General features: G+C 60.7%; 24 protein-coding genes. 6 read left to right on the forward strand and 18 right to left on the reverse strand.

Going from position 1 to position 21,325, the window contains the following annotated elements:
• Positions 1 to 5 precede the first annotated feature (5 nt).
• The gene (gene pcaD, locus ASG19_RS06935; protein ID WP_062454433.1) at positions 6 to 800 is read right to left on the reverse strand and encodes a 3-oxoadipate enol-lactonase; all 795 of its coding nucleotides are present in this window, start codon (positions 798 to 800) and stop codon (positions 6 to 8) included.
• Positions 801 to 892: 92 nt separating this feature from the next.
• Between pcaD and pcaQ the strand changes: the two genes are divergently transcribed.
• Positions 893 to 1,831, forward strand: a complete 939-nt coding sequence (gene pcaQ / locus ASG19_RS06940; RefSeq protein WP_062454984.1) for a pca operon transcription factor PcaQ — start codon at positions 893 to 895, stop codon at positions 1,829 to 1,831.
• Between the two features lie 53 nt (positions 1,832 to 1,884).
• A complete protein-coding gene (locus ASG19_RS06945) occupies positions 1,885 to 3,141 on the forward strand; it encodes a glycerate kinase (protein WP_062454435.1) in 1,257 nt (418 codons plus the stop codon).
• Between the two features lie 12 nt (positions 3,142 to 3,153).
• Here ASG19_RS06945 and ASG19_RS06950 read toward each other — a convergent pair whose 3' ends face one another.
• The 4 genes from ASG19_RS06950 to ASG19_RS06965 all read right to left on the reverse strand — a co-directional run bounded on the left by ASG19_RS06950 (position 3,154) and on the right by ASG19_RS06965 (position 6,295).
• A complete protein-coding gene (locus tag ASG19_RS06950; RefSeq protein WP_062454437.1) occupies positions 3,154 to 4,059 on the reverse strand; it encodes a S1C family serine protease in 906 nt (301 codons plus the stop codon).
• Positions 4,060 to 4,257: 198 nt separating this feature from the next.
• The gene (locus ASG19_RS06955) at positions 4,258 to 4,785 is read right to left on the reverse strand and encodes a DUF992 domain-containing protein (RefSeq protein ID WP_062454438.1); all 528 of its coding nucleotides are present in this window, start codon (positions 4,783 to 4,785) and stop codon (positions 4,258 to 4,260) included.
• 192 nt (positions 4,786 to 4,977) lie between these two features.
• Positions 4,978 to 5,391, reverse strand: coding sequence for a TIGR02588 family protein (locus tag ASG19_RS06960; protein WP_062454440.1), 414 nt, complete (start codon positions 5,389 to 5,391; stop codon positions 4,978 to 4,980).
• A gap of 10 nt (positions 5,392 to 5,401) precedes the next feature.
• A complete protein-coding gene (locus ASG19_RS06965) occupies positions 5,402 to 6,295 on the reverse strand; it encodes a TIGR02587 family membrane protein (RefSeq protein WP_244476090.1) in 894 nt (297 codons plus the stop codon).
• 118 nt (positions 6,296 to 6,413) lie between these two features.
• Between ASG19_RS06965 and ASG19_RS06970 the strand changes: the two genes are divergently transcribed.
• Complete coding sequence (locus ASG19_RS06970; protein WP_062454442.1) at positions 6,414 to 7,049, forward strand: alpha/beta family hydrolase; 636 nt, start codon at positions 6,414 to 6,416, stop codon at positions 7,047 to 7,049.
• A 28-nt stretch (positions 7,050 to 7,077) separates the two neighbouring features.
• Here ASG19_RS06970 and ASG19_RS06975 read toward each other — a convergent pair whose 3' ends face one another.
• From ASG19_RS06975 to ASG19_RS07020, 11 genes are all read right to left on the reverse strand, one after another.
• Positions 7,078 to 7,872, reverse strand: a complete 795-nt coding sequence (locus ASG19_RS06975) for a DUF1194 domain-containing protein (RefSeq protein WP_062454443.1) — start codon at positions 7,870 to 7,872, stop codon at positions 7,078 to 7,080.
• A 103-nt stretch (positions 7,873 to 7,975) separates the two neighbouring features.
• Positions 7,976 to 8,152: a hypothetical protein gene (locus ASG19_RS24190; RefSeq protein ID WP_175487295.1), complete on the reverse strand. Its 177-nt coding sequence runs from the start codon at positions 8,150 to 8,152 to the stop codon at positions 7,976 to 7,978.
• Positions 8,153 to 8,443: 291 nt separating this feature from the next.
• Positions 8,444 to 9,223, reverse strand: coding sequence for an ABC transporter ATP-binding protein (locus ASG19_RS06980; protein ID WP_062454446.1), 780 nt, complete (start codon positions 9,221 to 9,223; stop codon positions 8,444 to 8,446).
• The gene (locus ASG19_RS06985) at positions 9,220 to 10,236 is read right to left on the reverse strand and encodes an iron ABC transporter permease (protein ID WP_062454447.1); all 1,017 of its coding nucleotides are present in this window, start codon (positions 10,234 to 10,236) and stop codon (positions 9,220 to 9,222) included. Before ASG19_RS06985 ends, ASG19_RS06980 begins: the two co-directional genes overlap by 4 nt.
• Entirely contained in the window at positions 10,233 to 11,219 is a 987-nt protein-coding gene (locus tag ASG19_RS06990) for an iron ABC transporter permease (protein WP_062454449.1), read from the reverse strand. Before ASG19_RS06990 ends, ASG19_RS06985 begins: the two co-directional genes overlap by 4 nt.
• Complete coding sequence (locus tag ASG19_RS06995; protein ID WP_082476207.1) at positions 11,216 to 12,262, reverse strand: iron-siderophore ABC transporter substrate-binding protein; 1,047 nt, start codon at positions 12,260 to 12,262, stop codon at positions 11,216 to 11,218. The genes ASG19_RS06990 and ASG19_RS06995 overlap by 4 nt, the downstream gene beginning before the upstream one ends.
• Positions 12,263 to 12,342: 80 nt before the next feature.
• Positions 12,343 to 14,448, reverse strand: a complete 2,106-nt coding sequence (locus ASG19_RS07000) for a TonB-dependent siderophore receptor (RefSeq protein WP_082476208.1) — start codon at positions 14,446 to 14,448, stop codon at positions 12,343 to 12,345.
• Between the two features lie 294 nt (positions 14,449 to 14,742).
• Positions 14,743 to 15,207 (reverse strand): GNAT family N-acetyltransferase, encoded by a 465-nt coding sequence (locus tag ASG19_RS07005; protein WP_062454992.1) that lies wholly within the window; start codon positions 15,205 to 15,207, stop codon positions 14,743 to 14,745.
• Between the two features lie 48 nt (positions 15,208 to 15,255).
• Complete coding sequence (locus tag ASG19_RS07010) at positions 15,256 to 15,549, reverse strand: Rmf/CrpP family protein (RefSeq protein ID WP_062454451.1); 294 nt, start codon at positions 15,547 to 15,549, stop codon at positions 15,256 to 15,258.
• 73 nt (positions 15,550 to 15,622) lie between these two features.
• Positions 15,623 to 17,125: a carnitine 3-dehydrogenase gene (locus ASG19_RS07015; RefSeq protein ID WP_062454996.1), complete on the reverse strand. Its 1,503-nt coding sequence runs from the start codon at positions 17,123 to 17,125 to the stop codon at positions 15,623 to 15,625.
• A 5-nt stretch (positions 17,126 to 17,130) separates the two neighbouring features.
• Positions 17,131 to 18,033 (reverse strand): 3-keto-5-aminohexanoate cleavage protein, encoded by a 903-nt coding sequence (locus ASG19_RS07020; RefSeq protein ID WP_062454994.1) that lies wholly within the window; start codon positions 18,031 to 18,033, stop codon positions 17,131 to 17,133.
• A 107-nt stretch (positions 18,034 to 18,140) separates the two neighbouring features.
• Here ASG19_RS07020 and ASG19_RS07025 point away from each other — a divergent pair, with 107 nt between their 5' ends.
• On the forward strand, positions 18,141 to 19,127 hold the full coding sequence (locus tag ASG19_RS07025; protein ID WP_062454452.1) for a GlxA family transcriptional regulator: 987 nt from the start codon (positions 18,141 to 18,143) through the stop codon (positions 19,125 to 19,127).
• On the opposite strand, the gene ASG19_RS23420 is transcribed toward ASG19_RS07025, so the two are convergent.
• Both ASG19_RS23420 and ASG19_RS07030 read right to left on the reverse strand, forming a co-directional pair.
• Positions 19,111 to 19,269, reverse strand: a complete 159-nt coding sequence (locus ASG19_RS23420) for a YqaE/Pmp3 family membrane protein (protein WP_082471680.1) — start codon at positions 19,267 to 19,269, stop codon at positions 19,111 to 19,113. The genes ASG19_RS07025 and ASG19_RS23420 overlap by 17 nt on opposite strands.
• A 105-nt stretch (positions 19,270 to 19,374) precedes the next feature.
• Positions 19,375 to 19,875, reverse strand: coding sequence for a hypothetical protein (locus tag ASG19_RS07030; RefSeq protein ID WP_062454454.1), 501 nt, complete (start codon positions 19,873 to 19,875; stop codon positions 19,375 to 19,377).
• A 265-nt stretch (positions 19,876 to 20,140) separates the two neighbouring features.
• Here ASG19_RS07030 and ASG19_RS07035 point away from each other — a divergent pair, with 265 nt between their 5' ends.
• Positions 20,141 to 20,920, forward strand: coding sequence for an SDR family NAD(P)-dependent oxidoreductase (locus ASG19_RS07035; RefSeq protein ID WP_062454456.1), 780 nt, complete (start codon positions 20,141 to 20,143; stop codon positions 20,918 to 20,920).
• A gap of 67 nt (positions 20,921 to 20,987) precedes the next feature.
• Positions 20,988 to 21,221: a hypothetical protein gene (locus tag ASG19_RS23805; protein ID WP_113110177.1), complete on the forward strand. Its 234-nt coding sequence runs from the start codon at positions 20,988 to 20,990 to the stop codon at positions 21,219 to 21,221.
• Positions 21,222 to 21,325 lie beyond the last annotated feature (104 nt).

The following is a 21,325-nucleotide window of genomic DNA, read 5'->3' on the forward strand; positions in this document are numbered from 1 at the left end:
GTCGTTCAGGACTCCAGTTCTTCGAGAAAGCCGCGGATCAGGGCCGCATAGGCGCCAGGCGCTTCGATACAGGGTATATGCGCCGTGCCTTCGATGATTTCATAGCGTGCATTGGGAATAAGATCCGCCAGGGAGCGCACCAGTTCCGGCGGGGTCGATCCATCCTGATCGCCTGCTATGCAAAGCGTCGGCACCGCGATCCGGGCTGCCTGCTCCGTGTAATCCGCCTTGCTGATCGCAGCACATGTGCCGCTGTAGCCGAGGGCGGGTTGGCGCACCAGCATGTTGCAATAGGCCTTGTAGGCGGCATTTCCGGGCTCGCGGAATGCTGCGGTGAACCATCGCTGCATGACAGGTTCGAGAATGCTGCCGATCCCGTTTTGCTCGACGGCGCCGATACGGTCAGCCCACATCTGCGGTGTCCCGATCTTGTGCGCCGTGTTGGAAAGGATCAGCGCGCGAACGAGATCCGGCCGCGACACGTAGAGGCTCTGGGCAATCAATCCACCCACGGAAAGGCCGCAGACGATGACATCGGACAGGCCGAGATGATCGAGCAGGGCTGCAAGTTCGCCGGAGAGATCCTCTATGGAATAAGGGGGATTTCCGAGATCCGACAATCCGTGACCACGCTTGTCATAGGTGAGAACCGTATAGTCACCCGCCAGCTTAGGGATGACGTGATGCCAGATGCGGCTATCCGTGCCGAGCGAGTTGACGAGCACCACGACCGGCCGGCCATCTCCCGCCCAGTCGATGTCATAGTGAACTGTGACGCCGCCAAGATCGACAAACTGCATGAACCAAATCCTCCCGGGCATAGTGTTCGCACTGGCATGCAGTTAAGTAAAATGATAATTTCTGCCGATTGCTTAACCCATGGGTTATGAATTTGGACAATCTCAAGATCAAGTTCCGCCACCTGCAGACCTTTGTCGAGGTCGCCCGGCAGAAGAGTGTCGTGCAGGCCTCCAAGGTGCTGAATGTCAGCCAGCCGGCGGTGACGAAGACCATTCGCGAGATGGAGGAGGCGCTTGGCGTGACGGTGTTCGAGCGCGAAGGCCGCGGTCTGCGCTTGACGCGATCAGGGGAAGTGTTTCTGCGCCACGCCGGAACCACGCTCGCCTCCTTGAAGAGGGGCATGGATGCCGTCTCCACCACCCGCTTTGGTGACACAATGCCGCTGCGGATCGGCGCGCTCCCGACGGTCGCCAGCAACATCATGCCGCTGGCAATGACGCTTTTCCTTGCCGAGAATGCAGGCGGCCAGGTCAAGATCGTGACGGGCGAGAATGCCGTCCTGATGGAACAGCTACGCCTCGGCGATCTCGATCTGGTGGTGGGACGGCTTGCGGCGCCCGAGAAAATGGCGGGGTTGAGCTTCGAGCATCTCTATTCGGAACAGGTCGTGTTTGCGGTCCGCACCGGGCATCCTCTGCTCGAGGCGAAACAGTCGCTCTTTGAGACGCTGGGGCATTTCCCGATCCTGATGCCGACGCGCGGATCGATCATTCGGCCCGTCGTCGAGCAGTTTCTGATCACCCACGGCATTACCGATCTCCCGGTCCAGATCGAGACGGTTTCCGATACGTTCGGTCGCGCCTTCGTCCAGACCAGCGACGCTATCTGTATCATCTCCCACGGCGTTGTGGCGGCCGATATCGCCCACGGCCTGCTGGCAACGCTGCCCATCGACACGGCGGAGACGAAGGGTCCGGTGGGGCTGACCCTCAAGGCCGAGGCCGGCGTCCCTGCGCCGCTCGATATTCTGATGCAGACGATCCGCCAGGCGGCGCGCGACATTGCAGGGGCGGCGGGCAAACGCGATTGACGACCGCAGGTCACCGTGATCGAACGGGCTAAAGAGGCATGAGGGAGCGGAGAATGCAGGATCGGACGTTGTTGGAGGCGATGTTTCGTGCGGCGGTAAAGGCCGCCGATCCTCTGACCGGCATCAGCCGGCACCTGCCAGCGAAGCCGCAAGACGGCCGTACCGTCGTTGTCGGTGCCGGCAAGGGCGCGGCCCAGATGGCCGCTGCGCTCGAAACGATATGGCCCGGCGAACTCTCGGGCGTCGTCGTCACCCGTTACGGCTACGGTTGCGAAACACGGTTTATCGAGGTTCTGGAAGCGTCTCACCCGGTGCCCGATGCGGCCGGTCTCGCCGCTGCCGTCAGGATCATGGAGGCGGTCTCCAGCCTGACGGAACGGGATCTGGTGATTGCACTGGTCTGCGGCGGCGGCTCTGCCCTTCTGCCGGCGCCACCGGAGGGACTGACGCTCGATGACGAGATCGCGCTCAACGAGATCCTGCTGGCATCGGGCGCGCCGATTTCAGCGATGAACGTTGTCCGCAAGCATCTTTCGACCATCAAAGGTGGCCGGCTTGCAGCAGCAACCCGGGCCAGGGTCGTCAGCCTGATCGTCTCCGACATTCCCGGCGACAATCCGGCCTTTGTCGCGTCCGGCCCGACAATCCCCGACGAAAGCACGCGGCACGATGCGCTGGCCATCGTCGAAAACTACGGACTCAATCTCACGCGGGACATGATGGCGCATCTGACGTCGCCCGCAGCAGATGCTCCCGATCCTTCAGACCCGGTTTTCGCCCGGAACGAGCACCACGTCATCGCCTCGGCCGGCGTTTCGCTGCAGGCCGCCGCCGAGATAGCGCTGGCACATGGCCTGACGCCGCATATCCTGTCGGATTCCATCGAAGGTGAAGCGCGCGATGTGGCGCTCGTTCATGCAGCGATTGCGCGGGAAATTGCAAAGCACGACCGGCCGTTCGCCAAGCCTGCCGTGCTTCTCTCAGGTGGCGAAACGACTGTGACGCTGCGCTCCGACGGCGGACGTGGCGGACGCAACGGCGAATTCGCACTGGCCCTTGCGCTCGCGATCGACGGCCTTGAGATCACTGCGCTCGCAGCCGATACGGATGGGATCGACGGCTCCGAAAACAACGCCGGCGCCTTTTGTGACGGCTGCACGACAAGGCGACTGATCGCGGCCGGACAGGATGGACGCGCGCTTCTGTCACGCAACGACAGCTATACCGGCTTCGAAGCGACCGGTGACCTGTTCGTCACCGGCCCGACGGGCACGAATGTCAACGATTTCAGGGCGATCCTGATCCGGTAATCCGGCTGTCGTTCACTGCAGTTGCGGTTTCAGAAGGAAGTCGTTGCGGTCCGCCGATTTCACGCGAAGCCAGGCTTCGCGGCCGTCACGGAGAACACGCATGGGAATTTCGGCACCGGGCGGTCCGCTTTCCCAAACCTTGCGGTAGAAGTCAGCCAACCCGTCGACCTCACCGTCGCGGATTTCCGAGATGACGTCGCCACGCTTGAGCCCTGCCTTTGCGGCCGGGCCATTTTCGGTGACGCTCATGACAACGACGTCGCCATTCGTTTCTGCCGAGAACGCGCCGAGCCAAGGGCGCGGCTGGCGCTTGAATTCGCCGCTGTTGAGCAGGTCATCCAAGATTGGAGCCAGTAGGTTGATCGGGACCACCATATTGATATCGGCGATCTCTCCGCCCTTGCTCATCTGCAGCCGTAGCGAGCCGACGCCGATCAACCGGCCTTCGGCATCGACCATCGCGGCGCCTCCCCAGGAGGGATGCGCCGGCGTGATAAAGATCGCCTCGTCGAGCAGGTACTCCCAGTATCCTGCGAACTCCTGCTTGGCGACGATATTGCCGCGCACATACTGGCCCTCCCCGTCCGCAAAAACGATCGGATCTCCGACAGCAGCATTGTCGGAATCCCCGATCTCGAGCGCAGGCAGTTCCAAGGGCGCCAAGGCCTGCACGAGACCGAAGCCGCTTTCCTGATCGTAGGCGAGTGCATGGCCCGGGACCTTGCGGCCATCACGGCTCGTGATCCACACGTCATCGGCCTCGGTAATCAGATAGCCGATCGTCAGGATAAGACCGTTTTCCCGGATGACCACACCGCTGCCTTCGCGCCGGACGCCGAGAGCATCGGCCGTGAACGCGTTATCGGGAATGGAGGCGCGTACCGCGACGACGGACGCCAAGATTTTCTCTATATCCATGATGCCGATCCTTATCTTGTCGCGGTAGGGGCGCGGCCGCCTAGCCGAATTGATTGATCGCAAACTGCACGCTGTTTCCAAGCGACAGGGTCAAAATATGATTTTGCGCGGACCGGTTCAAGAGGTTGCTACCAGACATGGAAAGGCCGCCGGAGTTACCCGGCGGCCTTCCAAATGACTTGACGTCTGGCCGATAGATCAGTTGGCTGGGGTCAGCGTAACCGAAGTACCTGTCGCAGCAACGTTCAGGCCGAGCTGACCGGTGATGCTGACGGTCTGGAGATGGATCGAACCGGATGTGCCGCCGACGAGAATGTTGGCGCCGATGCCGGCACCGACAGTCGCTTCAGCCGTTGCGCCCTGGTAGAGGCCGCCGAGCGAACCGTGGTGATAGCCAGCGGTCGGTGCGAAGACTGCCCAGATCAAGCGGCTGCGCGTGGTGAAGCCGAGATCGACACCCATCTTGCGAATGACGCCGGTGTACTGATCGATCGGCTCGCTGCCCATCGTGGACGAGAAGGTGCATTCGGCTTCCTTGGCGGAACCGATGACGTAACCGACGCCACCGCCGACCTGGCAATCGAGATAGCCGATACGGACGCCGCCGCGCTGGTCAGCTTCCTGGTATGGTGCATCCCTGCGCGAAATCACGTCAGCAGAAAAGGCGGTCGTTGCGGTGAGAACGATCGGCAGGGCGGCAACAGCCGCGGCGAAAGTCTTATTCATCCCTGTACTCCATTTAATTCTTCTTTTACCGCGACCTCACCTCTTGGTCGGTCGCAGGCAGCGAACATAAACGCACATGACTCCGAATCGATCCCGTCATCGCTACACGAAATGTCACGCCGGATTCCAGAACGTGAGTGGATTGCATTGGCGGCGCCCGTCGAAAAGCCATGATCGGCTGGCGGCGCCCGTTCAGGGATCGGTGAAGCTGATCGTCCGCAACCGGATCTGGTCCTGACGCGGCTCACGGGCGAAAAGGATGGCTCCCGAGGCTTTCGATTGCGCGGGAACGTAATCGAAGGTGACATCCGCCTGTTCGACGGCCGCATCACCATCCATGACCTCGCCGCGCACGACGACCGCTGCCGCCGTTCGGTTAGCGCTGTTGGAAACATCGAACCGGATGCGGTAGCCGCCCTCGACGGGCATGCGTTCGGTGATCTCGATACGGAACGCGGGCGGGACTTTCTCCTCACTTACGGCGCGCCAGCCAACCCAGCCAAGGACGCCCGCAACAATCAGCGTCGAAACGATCGCAGTGACCCATTCGATCCAGTGTGCCTCACCCTTTTCTGTGACCTTGCCGATATCGCTCGTGTCTTTCATCAGGGCCTCGCTAAAGGATCAGTCGGGCCGCGGCAGCGCCGATCGCCCCCGGGAATGAGAGGACGATGACCGAGATCAGCACCGGCGTTGCCGCCATGCCGTCCAGCCGGCCGAAGATCCACAGCACATAGAGGCTGACCAGCATCGCGACCATATAACCGGGAAGCGTGTAGCGGAAGAAGATAGGCCAGCGTGAGCTGTCTTCCGGCATTCTGTGCCCGCCGCGAAAAGACACCGCGTAGACGAAACAGTGCATGATGGCGATCGACACCAGGATTGTTACCACCCCGTGCCAGTTCATCATCTTGTAGGAAATCAGGACGACTTCTTCCGTCGGCGCGACATTGAGGTTGAGAAACAGTGCACCGATCGCCATCAGAAACAGCTCGCGCACGTAGTTCGTCGAAAGACTGTCGGGAACGGCATCTGATGACTGGGACGTCTCGTCGTCCTCGTCGTCAGCGTTATCCTCTCCACCCAGCTGGGAGCGCCCGAGCATGGCGCCGATGCTTGCCGGAACCGCCTGGATGGCGATCTTGCCGATGATCGTTGCCATGGGCATATCGGCCTTCAGCACGCCGAGCATCACAAGTGCCGCACCACTTATGACGATCCCGAGCGCGAAGGCCGTCAACGCGTCGCGCACGGCCTGCCAGAAGGTAGAGGTCCGCTCAAACCCGATGAGATGCGCAAGCACGATCAGGAGCGGGATGTTGACGAGGAGCAGGATCAGGAGCCGGGATTGCTCGATATAGAAACCCAGTTCCCACAGCTCCATCGTCATCAGCATGGGGATGCCGAACAGCATCGCGCCCGCGGCACCCCGGCCAAGGCCCACGAGAAAGCGCCGCAATTCGCCGTCGGCTTGCGTCTTGCTGTTTTCGATACTGGCAGTTCCGCCCAAACCGGTCGCTTTCGCTTACACGCCTGAATGGCATAGATAGGAACATGGCCCCGATTGGCTAGCTATCCCTCTGCCGATAAAAGGACTTATCCTCAGTTTGCGGAAGGGCTTCTTAACGATGGCGACACAATTTCTGATCGATGGACGACAAGACGCGCCGGTGACCATCCTTCTTGCGCATGGCGCAGGCGCCCCGATGGACTCAAGCGCGATGAAAGCGGTCACTGAGGCTCTCGCTGACGAAGGGTTTCGCGTGGCGCGGTTCGAGTTCGCATACATGGCGGCGCGGCGTGAAAGCGGCAGCAACCGGCCGCCACCGAAAGCCGAACGATTGCAGGAGGAATACCTAAAGGCAATCACCGACCTTGATGTGAAATCCCTTTTGGTGATCGGCGGAAAATCCATGGGCGGACGCGTCGCCAGCATGGTTGCTGACCAGGAGTTTGCCGATGGCAGGATTGCCGGTCTCCTCTGCCTGGGTTATCCGTTCCACCCGCCGGCCAAACCGGACAAGCTCCGCACTGCACATCTGAGCGACCTTAAGACGCCGACGCTGATCTGCCAGGGAACCCGCGACCCGCTCGGCAGCGAAGAGGAGGTCAAAGGCTACGATCTTTCGGACGCGATCGAACTCCTGTGGCTTCCCGATGGCGATCACGATCTGAAGCCGCGAAAAACCGTTTCAGGCTATTCCGCCGACGATCACCTGAAGACGGTTGCGGCCCACGTCAAAAGCTGGTCCGCGCGGCTTTGATGCTTACTGCCCCGTCTTGAGTCCCGGTCTAACGGTCGAAAATGTCCTGCCACTGTTTCTCGCCCATCATGCAATCGCTTTTCGGCCCGGACGCAATCTTCATGACTTTCTCCGGAGGCGTGATGCCGCTCACCTCCATCACCAGCTTGCGGCGCACCGCGACTGCGAAATCCTCGATGCGGTGAACCGGGAGAACGAAGGAGCCCGGACCACCCGTCACGCAATCCGCGTAATACTTGTCCAGGCCGCCCGGTGCACCTGACGGTCGCAGCATCAGAGCCAGACCGTTGATGACGATTCCGGCCTCGACCGCCTTGTTCCTTGCAGGCTCAACCGGGTTGCCGGAATTGTTGGGCCCATCGCCCGAGATATCGATGACCTGCCGCATGCCCCTCAGCGGGTTGGAGACGATCATCGTCGCCCCTTGCGTGATCGCCGCGGAAATCGACGTCCGCCTCTGTGTCTCGATCGGACGCGCTGCCAGTTTTTGCGTAAAGACGAGCGCATCCTGCGCATTTTCGATCACGTGCCAGTCGATGACCGACCCCGGCACGACCCCGCCAGCCCATTCGAAATAGCTGATCGCAATGCGGCCGGTCATGCCGGACCTGACCGCATCGAGAAATTCCCTGTGCTGGAGAGCTTCGATATAGCCTTCGCGCTGGATGGCGACCTCTTCGAAATCCATGGAACGGGAGGTATCGACGGCTAGGACGAGTTCGACATCGACCTCGCCGGACGGACCGCCCGCAGTGGCAGGCGATTGTACGACGGGCGTTGCAGCCGAAGACAGGCTGATCAGCATCGCAAGTGTTGCAAGCATCTGCACTCCAATCACTGCGTTTGTACTGGTGAAAACAGTAACACAGGAATGAAAAGCTTCGATGCAGTTGTGCGAACTCGACTTCAACTCTCAGTGATGAGACTCATTCTGCAGGCGTCACCTCCTGCTGGGTGCCTTGTGTGAGCGCTTCGACAAGGCAATCCATGATCGCTTTTCTGAGCGCGTAGGTGCTTGCGCTGGTTCGCTTGCGGTCAAGGCACTGCGCGGCTTCGATCAGGCTCATACCGTGGTGGACGACAATCTGATGGGCCCTGTTCATGGCCCAGTATTCGACTGAAGAACTCTGGTCTTCAAACCTGTGGCTTACTGCGTCCAATGTGGCCTCACTAGATAAATGCATCGTGACGGCGAATCATTTGCTGAGCACAATCTAGCGCAACAGTATAGATTCGTGAATCCGGCACGGATTTGCTTCGCGGCAATAAACAGTCCAAATTCTTAAGTGAAAACAATCACTGTTAGTTTTTATGAATGAGATCTTCCCCGTGATATGAATATATATCACGTTTCTGGCGCGAGACTTGTCGGCATGCCGCCGGCATCGACCAGTTTACCGCGGGACGACCATCGGTTTTCCCGTCACCGGATCGGCAATGATCATTGATTTCAAACCGAAAGCCGCGTCGAGATTGGCTTCCGTCATGACCTGCTCGGGGCTTCCCACATCCACCAGTCCGTTACTGCCGAGCAACACGAGATGATCGGAAAACCGGACGGCTAGATTGAGATCGTGCAGTACGGCCACAACCGTCGTTCCGTGGTTGCGATTGCGCTCGCGCAGCACGGAAAGCACGTCCATCTGGTGGCTGAGGTCAAGCCATGTCGTCGGCTCATCGAGCAAAAGGTAGGGCGTATCCTGTGCGAGCACGAGCGCGATCCAGGCCCGCTGCCTCTGGCCGCCGGACAGTTCGTCGAGCGGCCTGTCGGCGAGATCGGCAAGGCCGACCTGTGACAACGCCCGTTCGCAGGCGATCGCATCGGTCTCGCTCCAGGGCGCGAGCAGTCCGCGCCAGGGTGTGCGGCCTCGCCGCACCAGATCAGACACACTGATGCCTTCCGGGGCCTTGGATGCCTGCGGCAGGATGGCGAGCCTTCGTGCGAGAGCTCTCGTGTCGATCTTCGCAATATCATCCCCCCCCAGCGTCACAGTGCCGTGCAGCGGCGGGATAAGCCGTGCCAACGCTTTTAGAAGCGTCGATTTTCCGCATCCGTTCGGCCCGAGAATGGTCGTGATCTTGCCGTCCGGCAGTGTGAGCGACAGATCCTGGATCACGATCCGATCGCGATAGCCAAGGGTCAGGAGTTCGGTTTTCAGCGCCTTGCCTGTCACAGGTCTCCAGTCTCCATTTCACGCGAGAGCAGCCACAGTAGATAGGGCGCTCCCATGATCCCTGTCATCACGCCGACCGGTAGCTGCAGACCCGGCACAAGCGAGCGCGCGACGAGATCCGCGAGTACAGTAATTGTGGCACCTGTGACGGCGGCTGCTGCAAGCCGCGATCCCGGACTGCTGGCCTTAGTCATCCGCGAGCCGAGCGGCCCGGCCATCAGCGCCACGAACGGCACCGGCCCCGCCACGGCGACACCGGCGCCGGCCAGCAGCACACCCGTGGCGATCAGCAGATATTTCGACCGGCGCACACGCGCGCCGAGACCCGTTGCAAGCTCATCGCCCAGTTCGAGCAGGCCGAGCGAGCGCACCTGAAAGGCCAGCAAAGCAAACAGAACGCCGCCGGTGGCGGAAACCTGAAGCGCATGTCCCCAGTTGCGGGCGGCCAGAGAGCCTGCAAGCCAGCGCTGCGCATCCGCAGCCTCCTGGAGCGGCAGGCGGGTCATCAGGAAGCTGCTTGCAGCAGAACAGAAAAAACCCATTCCGAGGCCGACGAGAATAAGCGTCAGCGCCGCCTGCGTACCGTGCCGCCGGTAAGAAAGTCCCGCAACAATGACAGCCGCAATCAATCCGCCGGCGGCGGCCAGAAATGGCAGCGGCAGGGAAAGGCCGAAGGCGACGCCGCAGATCACCGCAAGGCCAGCACCTTGCATGAAACCCATCACATCCGGCGCCGCCAGCGGATTGCGCAGCAGGATCTGGAAGATCGTGCCGGACGCGCCGAGAACGGCCCCGACACCGACTGCCGTCGCAATTCCCGGGCCTCGCAGGACACGCAGCGTCAGCGCTCCTGGCCCGGTCCCCGTCCATAGACCGGTCCACAGATCCTGCGGTGTCAAAAAGATCTGGCCGAGCATGAGCGATGCGAGAATGGAGGAAAGCAGCAGGCCAACCAGCAGGACGACGCCAGCCCTGCCGCCACCCCTCGCCCGACCATTGCCTCGCGCCGTCACGATGTCGCTCCGGGACGAAGCCGCCGTGCGATGATGACGAAAGCCGGAGCCCCGATCAGCGCTGTCATGATGCCGACGCGAATTTCCGATGGCGCGAGAAGGATACGCCCGAGCGTATCCGCATAGAGCAGGATCGACGCGCCGATGACAGCGGCCGCCATCAGCTCGAACCGCAGGGCGTGTCCGGCGACGCGCCGCGCCAGGGGCGGAACCAGAAGGCCGACGAAAGCGATGGGGCCCGCGACCGCGACCGCAGCACCCGTCGTCAGCGTGATCGCCACGAGAGCTCCGGCCTGCACGCGCGCCGGTTTCGTGCCCAGCCCGCGGGCAAGCGAAGACCCGAGTGAAAGTGCCTCGATGCGCGGCGCAATCAGGAGAGCCACCCCGATACCGATGGCAGCGGCGCTCCCCATGCCGGCGAGCGGACGCGCGCCAGCCTGTGCCAGCGATCCTGTGATCCAGAAACGGAGAATTTCGAGCGTCTCGTTGCGGGCAAGGACGATGGCCGAGACCAGAGACAGAAGCATCGCATTGAGCGCTGTGCCCGCGAGCGCCAGCCGGACGGGGCCTGCATCGCCGCGTAGTCCACCGCCCAGCATGAACACGGCGGCGGCGGCGAGTGCTGCGCCCGGAAAGGCCATGGCAGACATCAAGCCACTATCGGACCGCCCTGTCAGCAAAGCCGCAATCACCACTGCGAAGGCGGCACCGGAGTTGACGCCCATGATGCCGGGATCCGCCAGCGGATTACGAGTGAGCGCCTGCATGATCGTGCCGGCGATACCGAGGCCCGCACCGGCGATCAGCGCCGCGACAAGGCGCGGCATTCGGACGGAACCGATGACGATATGGACCGGATTGCTCTCATCATATGCAAAGATTGCCTGGAACACATCGATAGGCGTGACATCGCGCACCCCGACGCCAAGTGTCAGCACCACGGCGAAGAGGAAAATCAGGCCAAGGACGGCGGCTGATTTCACGGGGCAAGCCCGGCGGCAACGCTTGACGGAACCTGTGTCTCGACTTTCCCGTCCAGAGCCAACCCGATCTCCGCTTCGAGCCGCTCGAGCGCGAACGGCAGGGAAAGAACGCTGCCGAAGGTCAACGCTCCGGCCAGAAGCGCTCCGGCCAGAACCTCACGACCCTCGACATGAGCCTTCAGCGTCTTGCGCATCGGCATTGAGACGATGTCCGGCACGGCATCGGACGTGGAGACCCAGATCAGCAGGTCCGCGTCGAGACTGGAAAGATCCTCCGGGGAAAGCCGGGCGTAAAAACCCTCGTTTGTTTCGAGGTTGGCGAGTGCTGGCGGCGGCCTGAAACCCAATTCCTTCAGGAACGTCGCGCGGGTATCGGTGCCGATGAAGGCACCGGTTTCTCCGCCGAAATTGTAGGCGCAGACAGCGGTCTGTTCCGCCCATTGCGGATGCCGTGTCCTGATGTCCGCAAACCTCGACTTGACGCCTTCGATGAGTTCCTCAGCCTTGCCAGTGTTGCCGACCGCGCGACCGATGACGCGGGTCTGGGCGTCCCAGGTGGTGCCATAGGCGAGATCGCCCTTTTCCTGCATCAGGACAGGCGCAATCTGGGATAGGATATCGTATTCGGCCTGCGAGATACCTGATCCGATGCCGATAATCAGGTCCGGTTGGAGCGAAGCGACGATCTCCATTGACACTTCACCCGAGATGACCTGCGGCTGGGCATCTCCCATCAGCGCCTGGGCCCAAGGCCAGACGTTGTAGGGATAGCCTCCGAACCACTGGCGCGTGGCGACAGGGACGACACCCAGCGCCAGGAGAGGATCATGGGTGGAATACCCGAGCGAGACCACACGCCTGGCCGGCTGCGGCAGTACCGTTTCACCGAAGGCATGGACAAAGCGAAGTTCGTCTTGCGCCATCGCGACACCAGGAAGGCCTCCGGTCGCCGCAGCGGCAAACCCCGACGCGATAGCCGTCAGAACCTGTCGTCTCGTGGGTGCAACGATACCGAAGCCGATCGCTGTCTGGCAGATAGGCATCTGTAAACGGTCCTTTCCACAGTCATGTCTTGGTATACTCAGGTTTCACAGTTCGAGTGCCCCATTGAGGCGAAGCCCGGTTACCAAGTGTATTTCAGCGTTGCGAGAACCGTACGGCGATCGCCGTAATAGGCGGTGTTGCTGAAGCCGTCGATCTGGCTGATATATTCCTTATCGAGCAGGTTCGTGACGTTCGCCGAGAGAGCGACGTTGTCGCGGATCTGATATTTCACGGCTGCGTCGAACAGGACCCTCGACGGAACGGGATCCGTGTTGGCGTTATCGGCATAGGAACTGCCGACCAGGCGTCCGCCAACGCCGAGCGTCAGATCGCCGCGCGCGCCGTTTCCGGGAAGCGTGTAGTCGAACCATGCCGACGCCATATGCTTGGGAACGAGATACGGCCGGTTGCCGACGAGGGTGGGGTCGACATCCTCCTCGATCTTGGCATCCAGGTAGGAATATCCGGCGGTAAAGTTGATCCGATTGGACAGCGCTACCTTGGCTTCCAGTTCGAGACCGCGAACGTTGATCTTTCCGACCTGGTACTGAGCCGAATAGTCCGGTGCCCATTGTGCGACGTTGGTCTGCGTCAGGTCGAACAGTGCCGCCGTGAAGAGCGCATCGATGCCGGTCGGCTCATACTTGATGCCGATTTCGTACTGCCTGCCTTCCTGCGGTTTAGGGGTGCCGATGAAGTAGCTGCGATTGGCCGCAACCGGCAGGAAGGATTCCGAGTAGTTGGCGTAGACGGATACTTCGCTTGTTGCCTTGTACGTCACACCGGCGCGCTTCGAAAAATTCTCGTCGATCGCGTCGGAGTAGGTCCCGTAGGAGGTGTTTTCTGTCTCGGCGTGATCATAACGACCGCCAACAGTGAAGATCAGCCGATCGTCGTAGGTCAGCTCTTCCTGGATATAGAGACCCTTGGTCGTGAGATCGGATTCGGACGCAACGCCGGCACCGAATGACACGCAGCTTCGACCGCAGTATACCGGATTGCGGATATCGCCGATGCCGAGTGCAGTACCGTCAAACCGCATTTCCTCGTTGCTGTCGCGGCCGTAGTCGAAGCCGAGCAGCGTCCGGCTGTCGAAGGCACCAAAGCTCGCCTCGTACTGCAACTGGTTGTCGATATGGAAGCGCGTGGATTCGCCGTAGACTGCAAGAGCGTTCCGGCTCGTGGCTGGATCAGCCGAATTGTAGACACTCTCGTATGTGACATCGAGTTTGGTGTACCTGGCGTTCTGGCGGAACTCGAAACCATTGCCGAAATCGTGGCGGAACTGGTAACCGATATTCTTCTCGATTACGTCCATGTTGTCGAAATCTTGCTCGCCGAGATAGGTCTCGGAATCGATGCCGGAGCCGAGCGGAATGCCGTGAGACGTGCTGCCGTCACGCTTGTTGTAGTCCATCAGAAACGTGAAGGACGTATCCGCGGTCGGAGACCAGGTCAGCGCCGGCGCGACGTAGATGCGATCGTCTTCGGTCTCGTCGATCCCTGCGTCGGCATTCTGCCACTTGCCGGTCAAACGATAGCTCCAGATACCGTCTGCATCCAGCGGGCCGCCGAAATCGGTTCCAGTCTCGACATGACCGTCGCCGAGTGTCGTGTAGACTTCGCCGAATTTCTCGTCCTGCGGAAGCTTGGTCACCGCATTGACGATACCACCCGGTCCCGACAGTCCGAACAGAGACGAGTTGGAACCCTTCAGCACTTCGATGCGCTGCATCGCATAGGGTTCGATACGGTTGGTCGTAAAATCGCCACCCGTATACATCGGCAGACCGTCGCGATAGGTCGCGTTGCCGGTCGAGTAGAACCCGCGGATCAGATAGTGATCGTAGCGATTGTCGGAGCCGTAGATGTCAGTCGAAACACCCGGCGTATAGGCCAGAGCCTCGTCGAGCGTCGTGACGCCGCGCTTTTCCAGTTCTTCTTCCGTCACGACGGAAACCGAAGCGGGTGCATCGAGCAGAGGGGTATCGGTCTTGCTGCTGGAACGGGAAGCCTTGGCAACGATCGTCGCATCGGGACCCACTCCATTGCCACCGCTTTCCAGCACAATCGGGGCGAGCGTTGTGCCGGTGGCATCAGCTGTCTGTGCAAGAGCCTGCAGCGGCAGCAGGATTGCCACACTGGAAAGAAGCGCTATCCGTTGGGCGCTTACCCGGCGCCCCATCGAAATCCGTGAAAAACGATTGATTTGAAAAGGTCTTGACCGAAACGCCACGCGAAATTCCCCTCGTACTAAAATTCCTGCCACGACGCCCCGCCGCTTCAGACCAAGCGGCAAGGAAAATCATGATTATTTTGATCAGGAATTATCGGGAGGGCTTTTGCAAGTCAACGGTTGAACTCTTTTGCTCAAAGCAAGAGTTGCCCGGAACGGAAACGCGAGGTCAAACTGTGGCAGGAATGTCATAGCGGGGGCGCTGGCTGTCCGTGCTTCCGGGATAGGACAGGGCTGCCTAAGCTAGCTCCGCTCTGCCAGCGCGTTCAATTTCGCACCCTCGAGACGGTAGAAGATGTGGGTTTCCTTCCGCTCGCCGCCGAGGTCGTCGTAGAACTTCAAAAGCCGCTGGTTCGTGCGCGCCGCCGTCCAATCGACGCGGCCAAACTTCCGTTCGACGGCAATCGCTGCAAGCCGCTGCATCAGTTTGATACCAACCTCTTGGCCCCGCTCGGAAGCTGACACGAAAAGCTCTTTGAGGAACAGGCCCGGCACCAGGCCGGGACCGGGAAAGATCGAAGCGAAGGCGGCAAAGCCGATCACGCGGCTGGTTCCGGCGACGATGATCTCGGTATTGAGCGGCCGGTTGAGAATCCCCGCGACGATTGCTTCCCGCGGAGGGCAGAACACGCCGTAATAGCCCTGCATTTCCTCGAGCAGTCCCGCAAGTTCATCGGTGTCCCCGGCGCTAAACGGACGAATATGCATGATTTTTGCCCTGTTGGGATACGTGTGATCGTCCGGCAGAAAAATCAATCAGCGCGGATCGTGATATCCTTCCAGCCAAAGTGCGCGACGGTCAAGATCATCCGGGTAAGGGCAGGTGTCCAGCGTGTTGCCGCTTGCCGCGGACCTCCGGCCTTCTTTCAGGATGATCAGCCGTTCCGAATCCGTCAGTGTATCAGGCTGGACTGCGGTGCTGTCGATGGCTACTTCCACCCGCACCCCCTGTCCACGCAACGCATCGATCGAAGAGACGGCATCCTGCGCCGTTGCGAAACTTTCCCGAATGATCTGATCGCCTCGGACGGCCCTTAACTCGTAGGTCATGGCGCATCTCTCCTTGTTGTCAGAAACAGAGGAGATGCGGTTATTGTTCCGGCCGCCTAACGCTTCCGCTAAGCTAATTTTTCTGCCCGACCGAGCGGCCTGCCCCGTCCGGGAACGTTAGCTTGGCATGCGCCTGCGCAATCGGCGCAAGCTTTGCCATCACTTCCGGAGGAGCGACCACGGATTTGCCGGCGCTTGCATCCACATGCAGCATCAGCTGCTCTGCCGTCGCGATGATGCCGTCAGTCTTCGAGTCGTGAATGGTCGAGAAAAATCGGACGCGCTTTTCGTCGACGGACAGGATCTGCAGTGTGGCGTAGATCGCCTGGCCGAGCTTGGCCTCGCCCAGATGCCGGATATGCGTCTCGACCGTGTAATAGCTGTGGCCCGCCTCGACATACGCGAAGTCGACGCCGATCAGGCGCAGCAGGGCATCGGACGTGTCGCCGAACACCTGGAGGTATCGGTGCTCCGTCATGTGGCCATTGTAATCGACCCAGGCGGCGTTGACCTTGGTATCGACCAGCCGCAGCGGGGCCGAGGTGTCGACGGACAGGCTTGCGCCGTTGCCGTTTCCGCCGCCTTCAGACCAGAGATGCGTCTCGAACTCGGAGAGGATCTTTCCGGCGCCCCAGCCCTTGCCGCCGTCGCCAGCTTTCAGCGCCTGCATGATGCCTACCAAGTTTTCGTCCCGGATGCGTTCCAGATCGCGGATGCCATAGGCGCCGGACTGGGCATCCGATTGGGCTGCGATCTTGTCGACCAGGGCGTCATCGAGATCGACCACGTCGGTCAGCTTGGTCCAGGGCCAGGCGAGGCAGGGGCCGAACTGCGCCAGAAAATGCCGCATGCCCGCTTCGCCACCCGCAATGCGGTAGGTTTCGAACAGTCCCATCTGCGCCCAGCGCATGCCGAAGGAATAGCGGATCACATCGTCGAGTGTCTCGGTATCGCAGATATCGTCATGGATCAGCCACAGCGCCTCACGCCAGAAGGCTTCCAGCAGACGGTCGCCGACAAAGGCTTCGATCTCCTTCTTGAGGATCACGCCCTTCATGCCAATCGGCGCCAGCCGCTCGCGGGCGAGAAGCAGGGTCTCCGGGCTTGTGCGTTCGCCGCCGACCAGTTCGGCCAGCGGCAGGAGGTAGACAGGGTTGTAGGGATGCGCGACGAACATACGCTCGGGATGCCGCATGTCGCGCTGCAGTTGCGTCGGCATCAGTCCTGAAGTGGACGATCCGATCAGCGCCTTCGGATCGGCAGCCGCATCGATTTTCGTCAGCACGCCACGCTTCAGGTCCAGCCGTTCCGGGACGCTTTCCTGGATCCAGTCGGCGCCTGCGACCGCCTCCTCCAGCGTCGCGCAGAACGTGAGTTTTCCCCGAGGTGGCAGCGGCGCCATGGTCAGCATGCCATAGGCGCGCTCCGCATTGGCCACCACCTCCGTGACGATGCGCTCGGCATCGGGGTGCGGATCGAAGATGGAAACGTCGATGCCGCCAAGCAGGAAACGCGCGGCCCAGGCGCCACCGATGACACCGCCGCCGATACAGGCTGCCTTCTTGATCTTGCTCATGCCGGTCACCTTTTCTGCAGCTTGAGTTTTTCGCGCACCTCGGCCGGGCCGATGATCTTTGCGCCCATGCCCTCGATCACACCGACCGCTTTTTCGACGAGCTGCGCATTGGTCGCGAGTTGCCCCTTGCCGGCATAGAGATTGTCTTCAAGACCGACCCGCACATTGCCGCCGGCCAGCACCGCTGCCGCCGGATAGGCAAGCGCGTTGCGGCCGATCGAGAAGGCCGAGAACGTCCAGGTTTTCGGAACGTTGTTGACCATGGCCATGAACGTGTTCAGGTCGTCGGGCGCGCCCCATGGAATTCCCATGCAGAGCTGGATCAGCACCGGATCCTCGATCAGGCCTTCCTCGACGAGTTGCTTGGCAAACCACAGATGGCCGGTATCGAAAGCCTCGATCTCGGGACGGACGCCAAGCGCCGTCATCTGCCTTGCCATTTCGCGCAGCATCGACGGCGTGTTGGTCATGACGTAATCGCCGAGCGAGAAATTCATGGTGCCGCAGTCGAGCGTGCAGATCTCCGGCAGGCACTCCGCCACATGCGCCACACGCTCGGTCGCGCCGGCCATGTCGGTTCCATCAGGATTGACCGGGAACGGCGCTTCGACATTGCCGAACACGAGATCGCCGCCCATGCCGGCGGTGAGGTTCAGGACCACATCGACATCGGCCGAGCGGATGCGATCGGTCACTTCCCTGTAGAGTTCGATATTGCGGGCCGCAGCACCGGTTTCCGGGTTGCGCACATGGCAGTGAACCACGGCGGCTCCCGCCTTCGCCGCGTCGATCGCAGAATCGGCGATCTGCTTCGGCGTGATGGGCACGTGTGACGATCGTGATGTCGTATCTCCGGCACCCGTCACGGCGCAGGTTATGAAAACCTCGCGGTTCATCTCAAGCGGCATCATATGCTCCTTCTGATTGAGCGTATTACGACCGAGAGGCGGATGGAATGCTTTGCATTATCGGAGCCATTTCATACACTATCGGCAATCAGCACGGATTACGGTGAATGAGCCAAAAGGCCCCCAGTCAGCACTTCGATATCCTTCTTCTGCCAGAGACCAACCTCATCCTTCTGGCGTCTGTGATCGAACCGTTGCGGGCTGCAAATCGCATTGCCGGGGGCGACCTCTATCGCTGGACACTGCATTCTCCTGATGGAACGCCGGTCGACACGACATGCGGAATACCGATCGCGGTGGCTGGCGCGTTTCGACCGGCAAGGGAAACGGACCCGCTGTTCGTCTTGTCGAGTTATGACTGGAAGAAAAGCGTCACGAACGACCTGAAGGCGCAGCTTGCTCGCACAGCGAGACATCGAAGCCTGATCGCGGGTATTGAGACCGGAACCTTCGTGCTGGCCGAGGCTGGCCTGCTGAACGGGTCGCGTGCAACCATCCACTGGGAGGATCTGGAGGCCTTTTCGCTGGTTTATCCGGAGGTCGAGCTTGTTCGAGACCGCTTCGTGATCGACAGCAAGCGCATTACGACAGGCGGACCGGTTCCGACGCTCGACCTGATGCTGGAACTGATCCGCAGGGCCCATGGCCATACGCTGGCGCTCGAAGTGTCCAGGCTGTTTCTCTATGAATACGGTCACCGCCTAGACCGCGAGCATGGTTCAGCCGTCACTCCCGTCAGACATGGACGCGACGCCAGAGTTCAGGCGGCGGTGCGATTGATGGAGGAGACTGTCGATGCTCCCTTGGTTCTCACCAGGCTCGCAAAGCGCGTCGGTGTAAGCGCGCGGCATCTTCAAGACATGTTCCAGACAACGATGGGTGTGGGACCACACACTCATTATATTGCCCTGCGTCTGAACGCAGCCCGACGAAAGGTCATCGAGACCTCAGCAGCAATCGCCGACATCGCCGCCGAGACCGGTTTCAACTCGGCTTCCGCCCTATCGCGCAGCTACAGGGCGCAGTATCGCGAAAGTCCGAGTGAGACGCGACGGCGAGTCAAGCGCCGCGATCCTGTTATTTCTTCAGGATGACCCACAGCGCGTGCACGATACCCGGAAGAAAGCCGCACAGGGTGAGGAGGATGTTCAGCCAGAAGTGGAGGCCGAGGCCGACCTGCAGGAACACGCCGAGCGGCGGCAGGAGGAAGGCAAAAAGGATGCGGATGATGTCCAAAATTATCTCTCCGAATGATCAATGGCGCAAGATAACGTGCAGTGCAGCGAAAAGTTCATTTTCCCGCTCTGCGGTCGAGGTGCGTGGCGAGGCGCTTTCGAGCGCCTACCGGGTTAAGTTGATGCTGCTGGTTACGACCGTCTTGCCCGTGCTCGGATCCTTGTCGACCGTCTGTAGACGCAGGCTGCCAGCACCGCGCGATTCGATTGTCATATTGGCAGTCCGATCGCCGTTGATGACACGTGCCCAACGGACGGACAGATTGATCCGGTTGCCGGATTGTCTTCCCGAAAGGGTCGAAGGCTGACCGGAAGGGCCGGTATAGGTGCCGCGGTAGCCATTGCCGCTTTCCTGAAGTGTGGCGGATATTTTGCGCTGGACGACCAGCAGGCCGCGGCAGGTGCCGTCCATCGAAAACGCCGTGCGCCCACCCGACATATCGAATTTGCACGTCACGTTGATCGGCTTTGCGCCGATGCGCGTCACGACGGTGCCAACGCCGGTCCAGCTGCCCTTGAGCGTGGGAAGAAAGGAAGACTCCTGTGCCGATACGGGCAAGCTGAGAAGGCTGGCGATGCAGGCGATGATCGGGCGGCGAAAGCGCATGGGTTGGCTCCATCTGAGATTGCTACCCAACGTCGCAAACGCGTTTGGAGTTCCCCTCCTCCAAAGCAGGATCCGGCGGAGCCTGAACGAGAACTGTGACGGGCTCGAATGCGGGACGCTGCCCTTGATCCTGGAGCTCCTGTTAAGAGACGCCGGCGACCGGGGTCTCTCCATGCGGTCACTTTTGACGTCCGGATTGGGAACCACGATTTACGTTTGCCGTTTGCCCTTCGCCGATTTTCGCGTCGCAGCAAGGAATGTGCTCATGGAATTGAAAACGCAGGTCGCCCTGGTCACTGGCGCCGGATCTGGAATTGGCAAGGCGGCAGCGCTCAAGCTGGCCCAATCGGGAGCCAGAATCGGGCTTCTCGGCCATACGCGCAGCGAACTGGAAGAGACGGCTGACGAAATCACGGCCGGAGGCGGCGACGCCCTCGTGCTGGATGCCGACGTTGCGGACGAAGCCGCCATGAGAGCAGCGGTTGATCATCTGGTCGAAGCCTATGGCCAACTGGACATCGTTGTGATCAACGCCGGTATCAATGGTGTCTGGGCCCCGATCGACGACATGAAGCCGGACGAGTGGGACACCACGATCCGCGTCAACCTGCGCGGCACCTACCTATCCTTTCACGTCACCGTGCCGCATCTCAAGAAACAGGGCGGGTCGGTCGTCGTAATCTCCTCGATCAACGGCAACCGCACGTTCACAACGCCGGGCGCTACCGCCTATTCGGCCACCAAGGCTGCCCAGGTTGCGATGGTGCAGCAACTGGCACTCGAACTTGGCAAGCACAGGATCCGCGTGAATGCGATCTGCCCGGGATCGATCGGGACAAGCATCGACGACAATACAAGCCTTCGCGGCAAGGACGAAACGGCTGTCCCTGTCGTTTTCCCGGCAGGTGAAATTCCGATAACCGGAGGAAAGGCAGGCGAAAGTGATGATGTTGCTGACGTCGTGCTGTTTCTCGCGTCCGATCGCTCACGCCACATCACGGGGACGCCGATCTTCGTCGACGGCGGGCAAAGCCTTCTTCGCTAAGATATAAAGGCGTGGAACCAGTCGATGACATTCGCGTTACTGTCCGCCATCAAGGAGGGCAGGAAACGTGAAGAATTTTATTATCGCAGCCGCTATTGCTATTACATCGACTGTATCATTTGTACCTTTTGCACAGGCTCAGAGCGTTACGATCGTTACCGACGACCGTCGTGGACCCCCGCCGCCGCGCATGATGCGCGAACGTGACCGTCATCATCAGCGCCGCGGTTGCGTCGTGAAGAAGGTCAAGACGATGCGTCACGGTGCCGTGATCATCAAAGAAACGAAGGTTTGCCGCTAACACCAAGTGCTGGCCGCAGGTTTTCTGCGATACAGCGATAAGTCCTGCCGCGCTTCCCAAGAGCGCGGCATTTTCTATGGAATAGGCACGTCAGTATGGGAGCG

Source organism: Rhizobium sp. Leaf306 (assembly GCF_001423425.1).
Taxonomy (GTDB): domain Bacteria; phylum Pseudomonadota; class Alphaproteobacteria; order Rhizobiales; family Rhizobiaceae; genus Neorhizobium; species Neorhizobium soli.

Bases quoted from the DNA above. Each gene is read 5' to 3' on its own strand.
- ASG19_RS06970 (WP_062454442.1), top strand. From the start codon at position 6,414: ATGGCGACACAATTTCTGATCGATGGACGACAAGACGCGCCGGTGACC.
- ASG19_RS06960 (WP_062454440.1), bottom strand. From the start codon at position 5,391: ATGAAAGACACGAGCGATATCGGCAAGGTCACAGAAAAGGGTGAGGCA.
- ASG19_RS06975 (WP_062454443.1), bottom strand. From the start codon at position 7,872: ATGCTTGCAACACTTGCGATGCTGATCAGCCTGTCTTCGGCTGCAACG.
- ASG19_RS24190 (WP_175487295.1), bottom strand. From the start codon at position 8,152: ATGAACAGGGCCCATCAGATTGTCGTCCACCACGGTATGAGCCTGATC.
- ASG19_RS07030 (WP_062454454.1), bottom strand. From the start codon at position 19,875: ATGCGCTTTCGCCGCCCGATCATCGCCTGCATCGCCAGCCTTCTCAGC.
- ASG19_RS07000 (WP_082476208.1), bottom strand. From the start codon at position 14,448: ATGGGGCGCCGGGTAAGCGCCCAACGGATAGCGCTTCTTTCCAGTGTG.
- ASG19_RS07005 (WP_062454992.1), bottom strand. From the start codon at position 15,207: ATGCATATTCGTCCGTTTAGCGCCGGGGACACCGATGAACTTGCGGGA.
- ASG19_RS07015 (WP_062454996.1), bottom strand. From the start codon at position 17,125: ATGAGCAAGATCAAGAAGGCAGCCTGTATCGGCGGCGGTGTCATCGGT.
- ASG19_RS06995 (WP_082476207.1), bottom strand. From the start codon at position 12,262: ATGCCTATCTGCCAGACAGCGATCGGCTTCGGTATCGTTGCACCCACG.
- ASG19_RS06950 (WP_062454437.1), bottom strand. From the start codon at position 4,059: ATGGATATAGAGAAAATCTTGGCGTCCGTCGTCGCGGTACGCGCCTCC.
- ASG19_RS07020 (WP_062454994.1), bottom strand. From the start codon at position 18,033: ATGCCGCTTGAGATGAACCGCGAGGTTTTCATAACCTGCGCCGTGACG.
- ASG19_RS07010 (WP_062454451.1), bottom strand. From the start codon at position 15,549: ATGACCTACGAGTTAAGGGCCGTCCGAGGCGATCAGATCATTCGGGAA.
- ASG19_RS06955 (WP_062454438.1), bottom strand. From the start codon at position 4,785: ATGAATAAGACTTTCGCCGCGGCTGTTGCCGCCCTGCCGATCGTTCTC.
- ASG19_RS07035 (WP_062454456.1), top strand. From the start codon at position 20,141: ATGGAATTGAAAACGCAGGTCGCCCTGGTCACTGGCGCCGGATCTGGA.
- pcaD (WP_062454433.1), bottom strand. From the start codon at position 800: ATGCAGTTTGTCGATCTTGGCGGCGTCACAGTTCACTATGACATCGAC.
- ASG19_RS07025 (WP_062454452.1), top strand. From the start codon at position 18,141: ATGAGCCAAAAGGCCCCCAGTCAGCACTTCGATATCCTTCTTCTGCCA.
- ASG19_RS06945 (WP_062454435.1), top strand. From the start codon at position 1,885: ATGCAGGATCGGACGTTGTTGGAGGCGATGTTTCGTGCGGCGGTAAAG.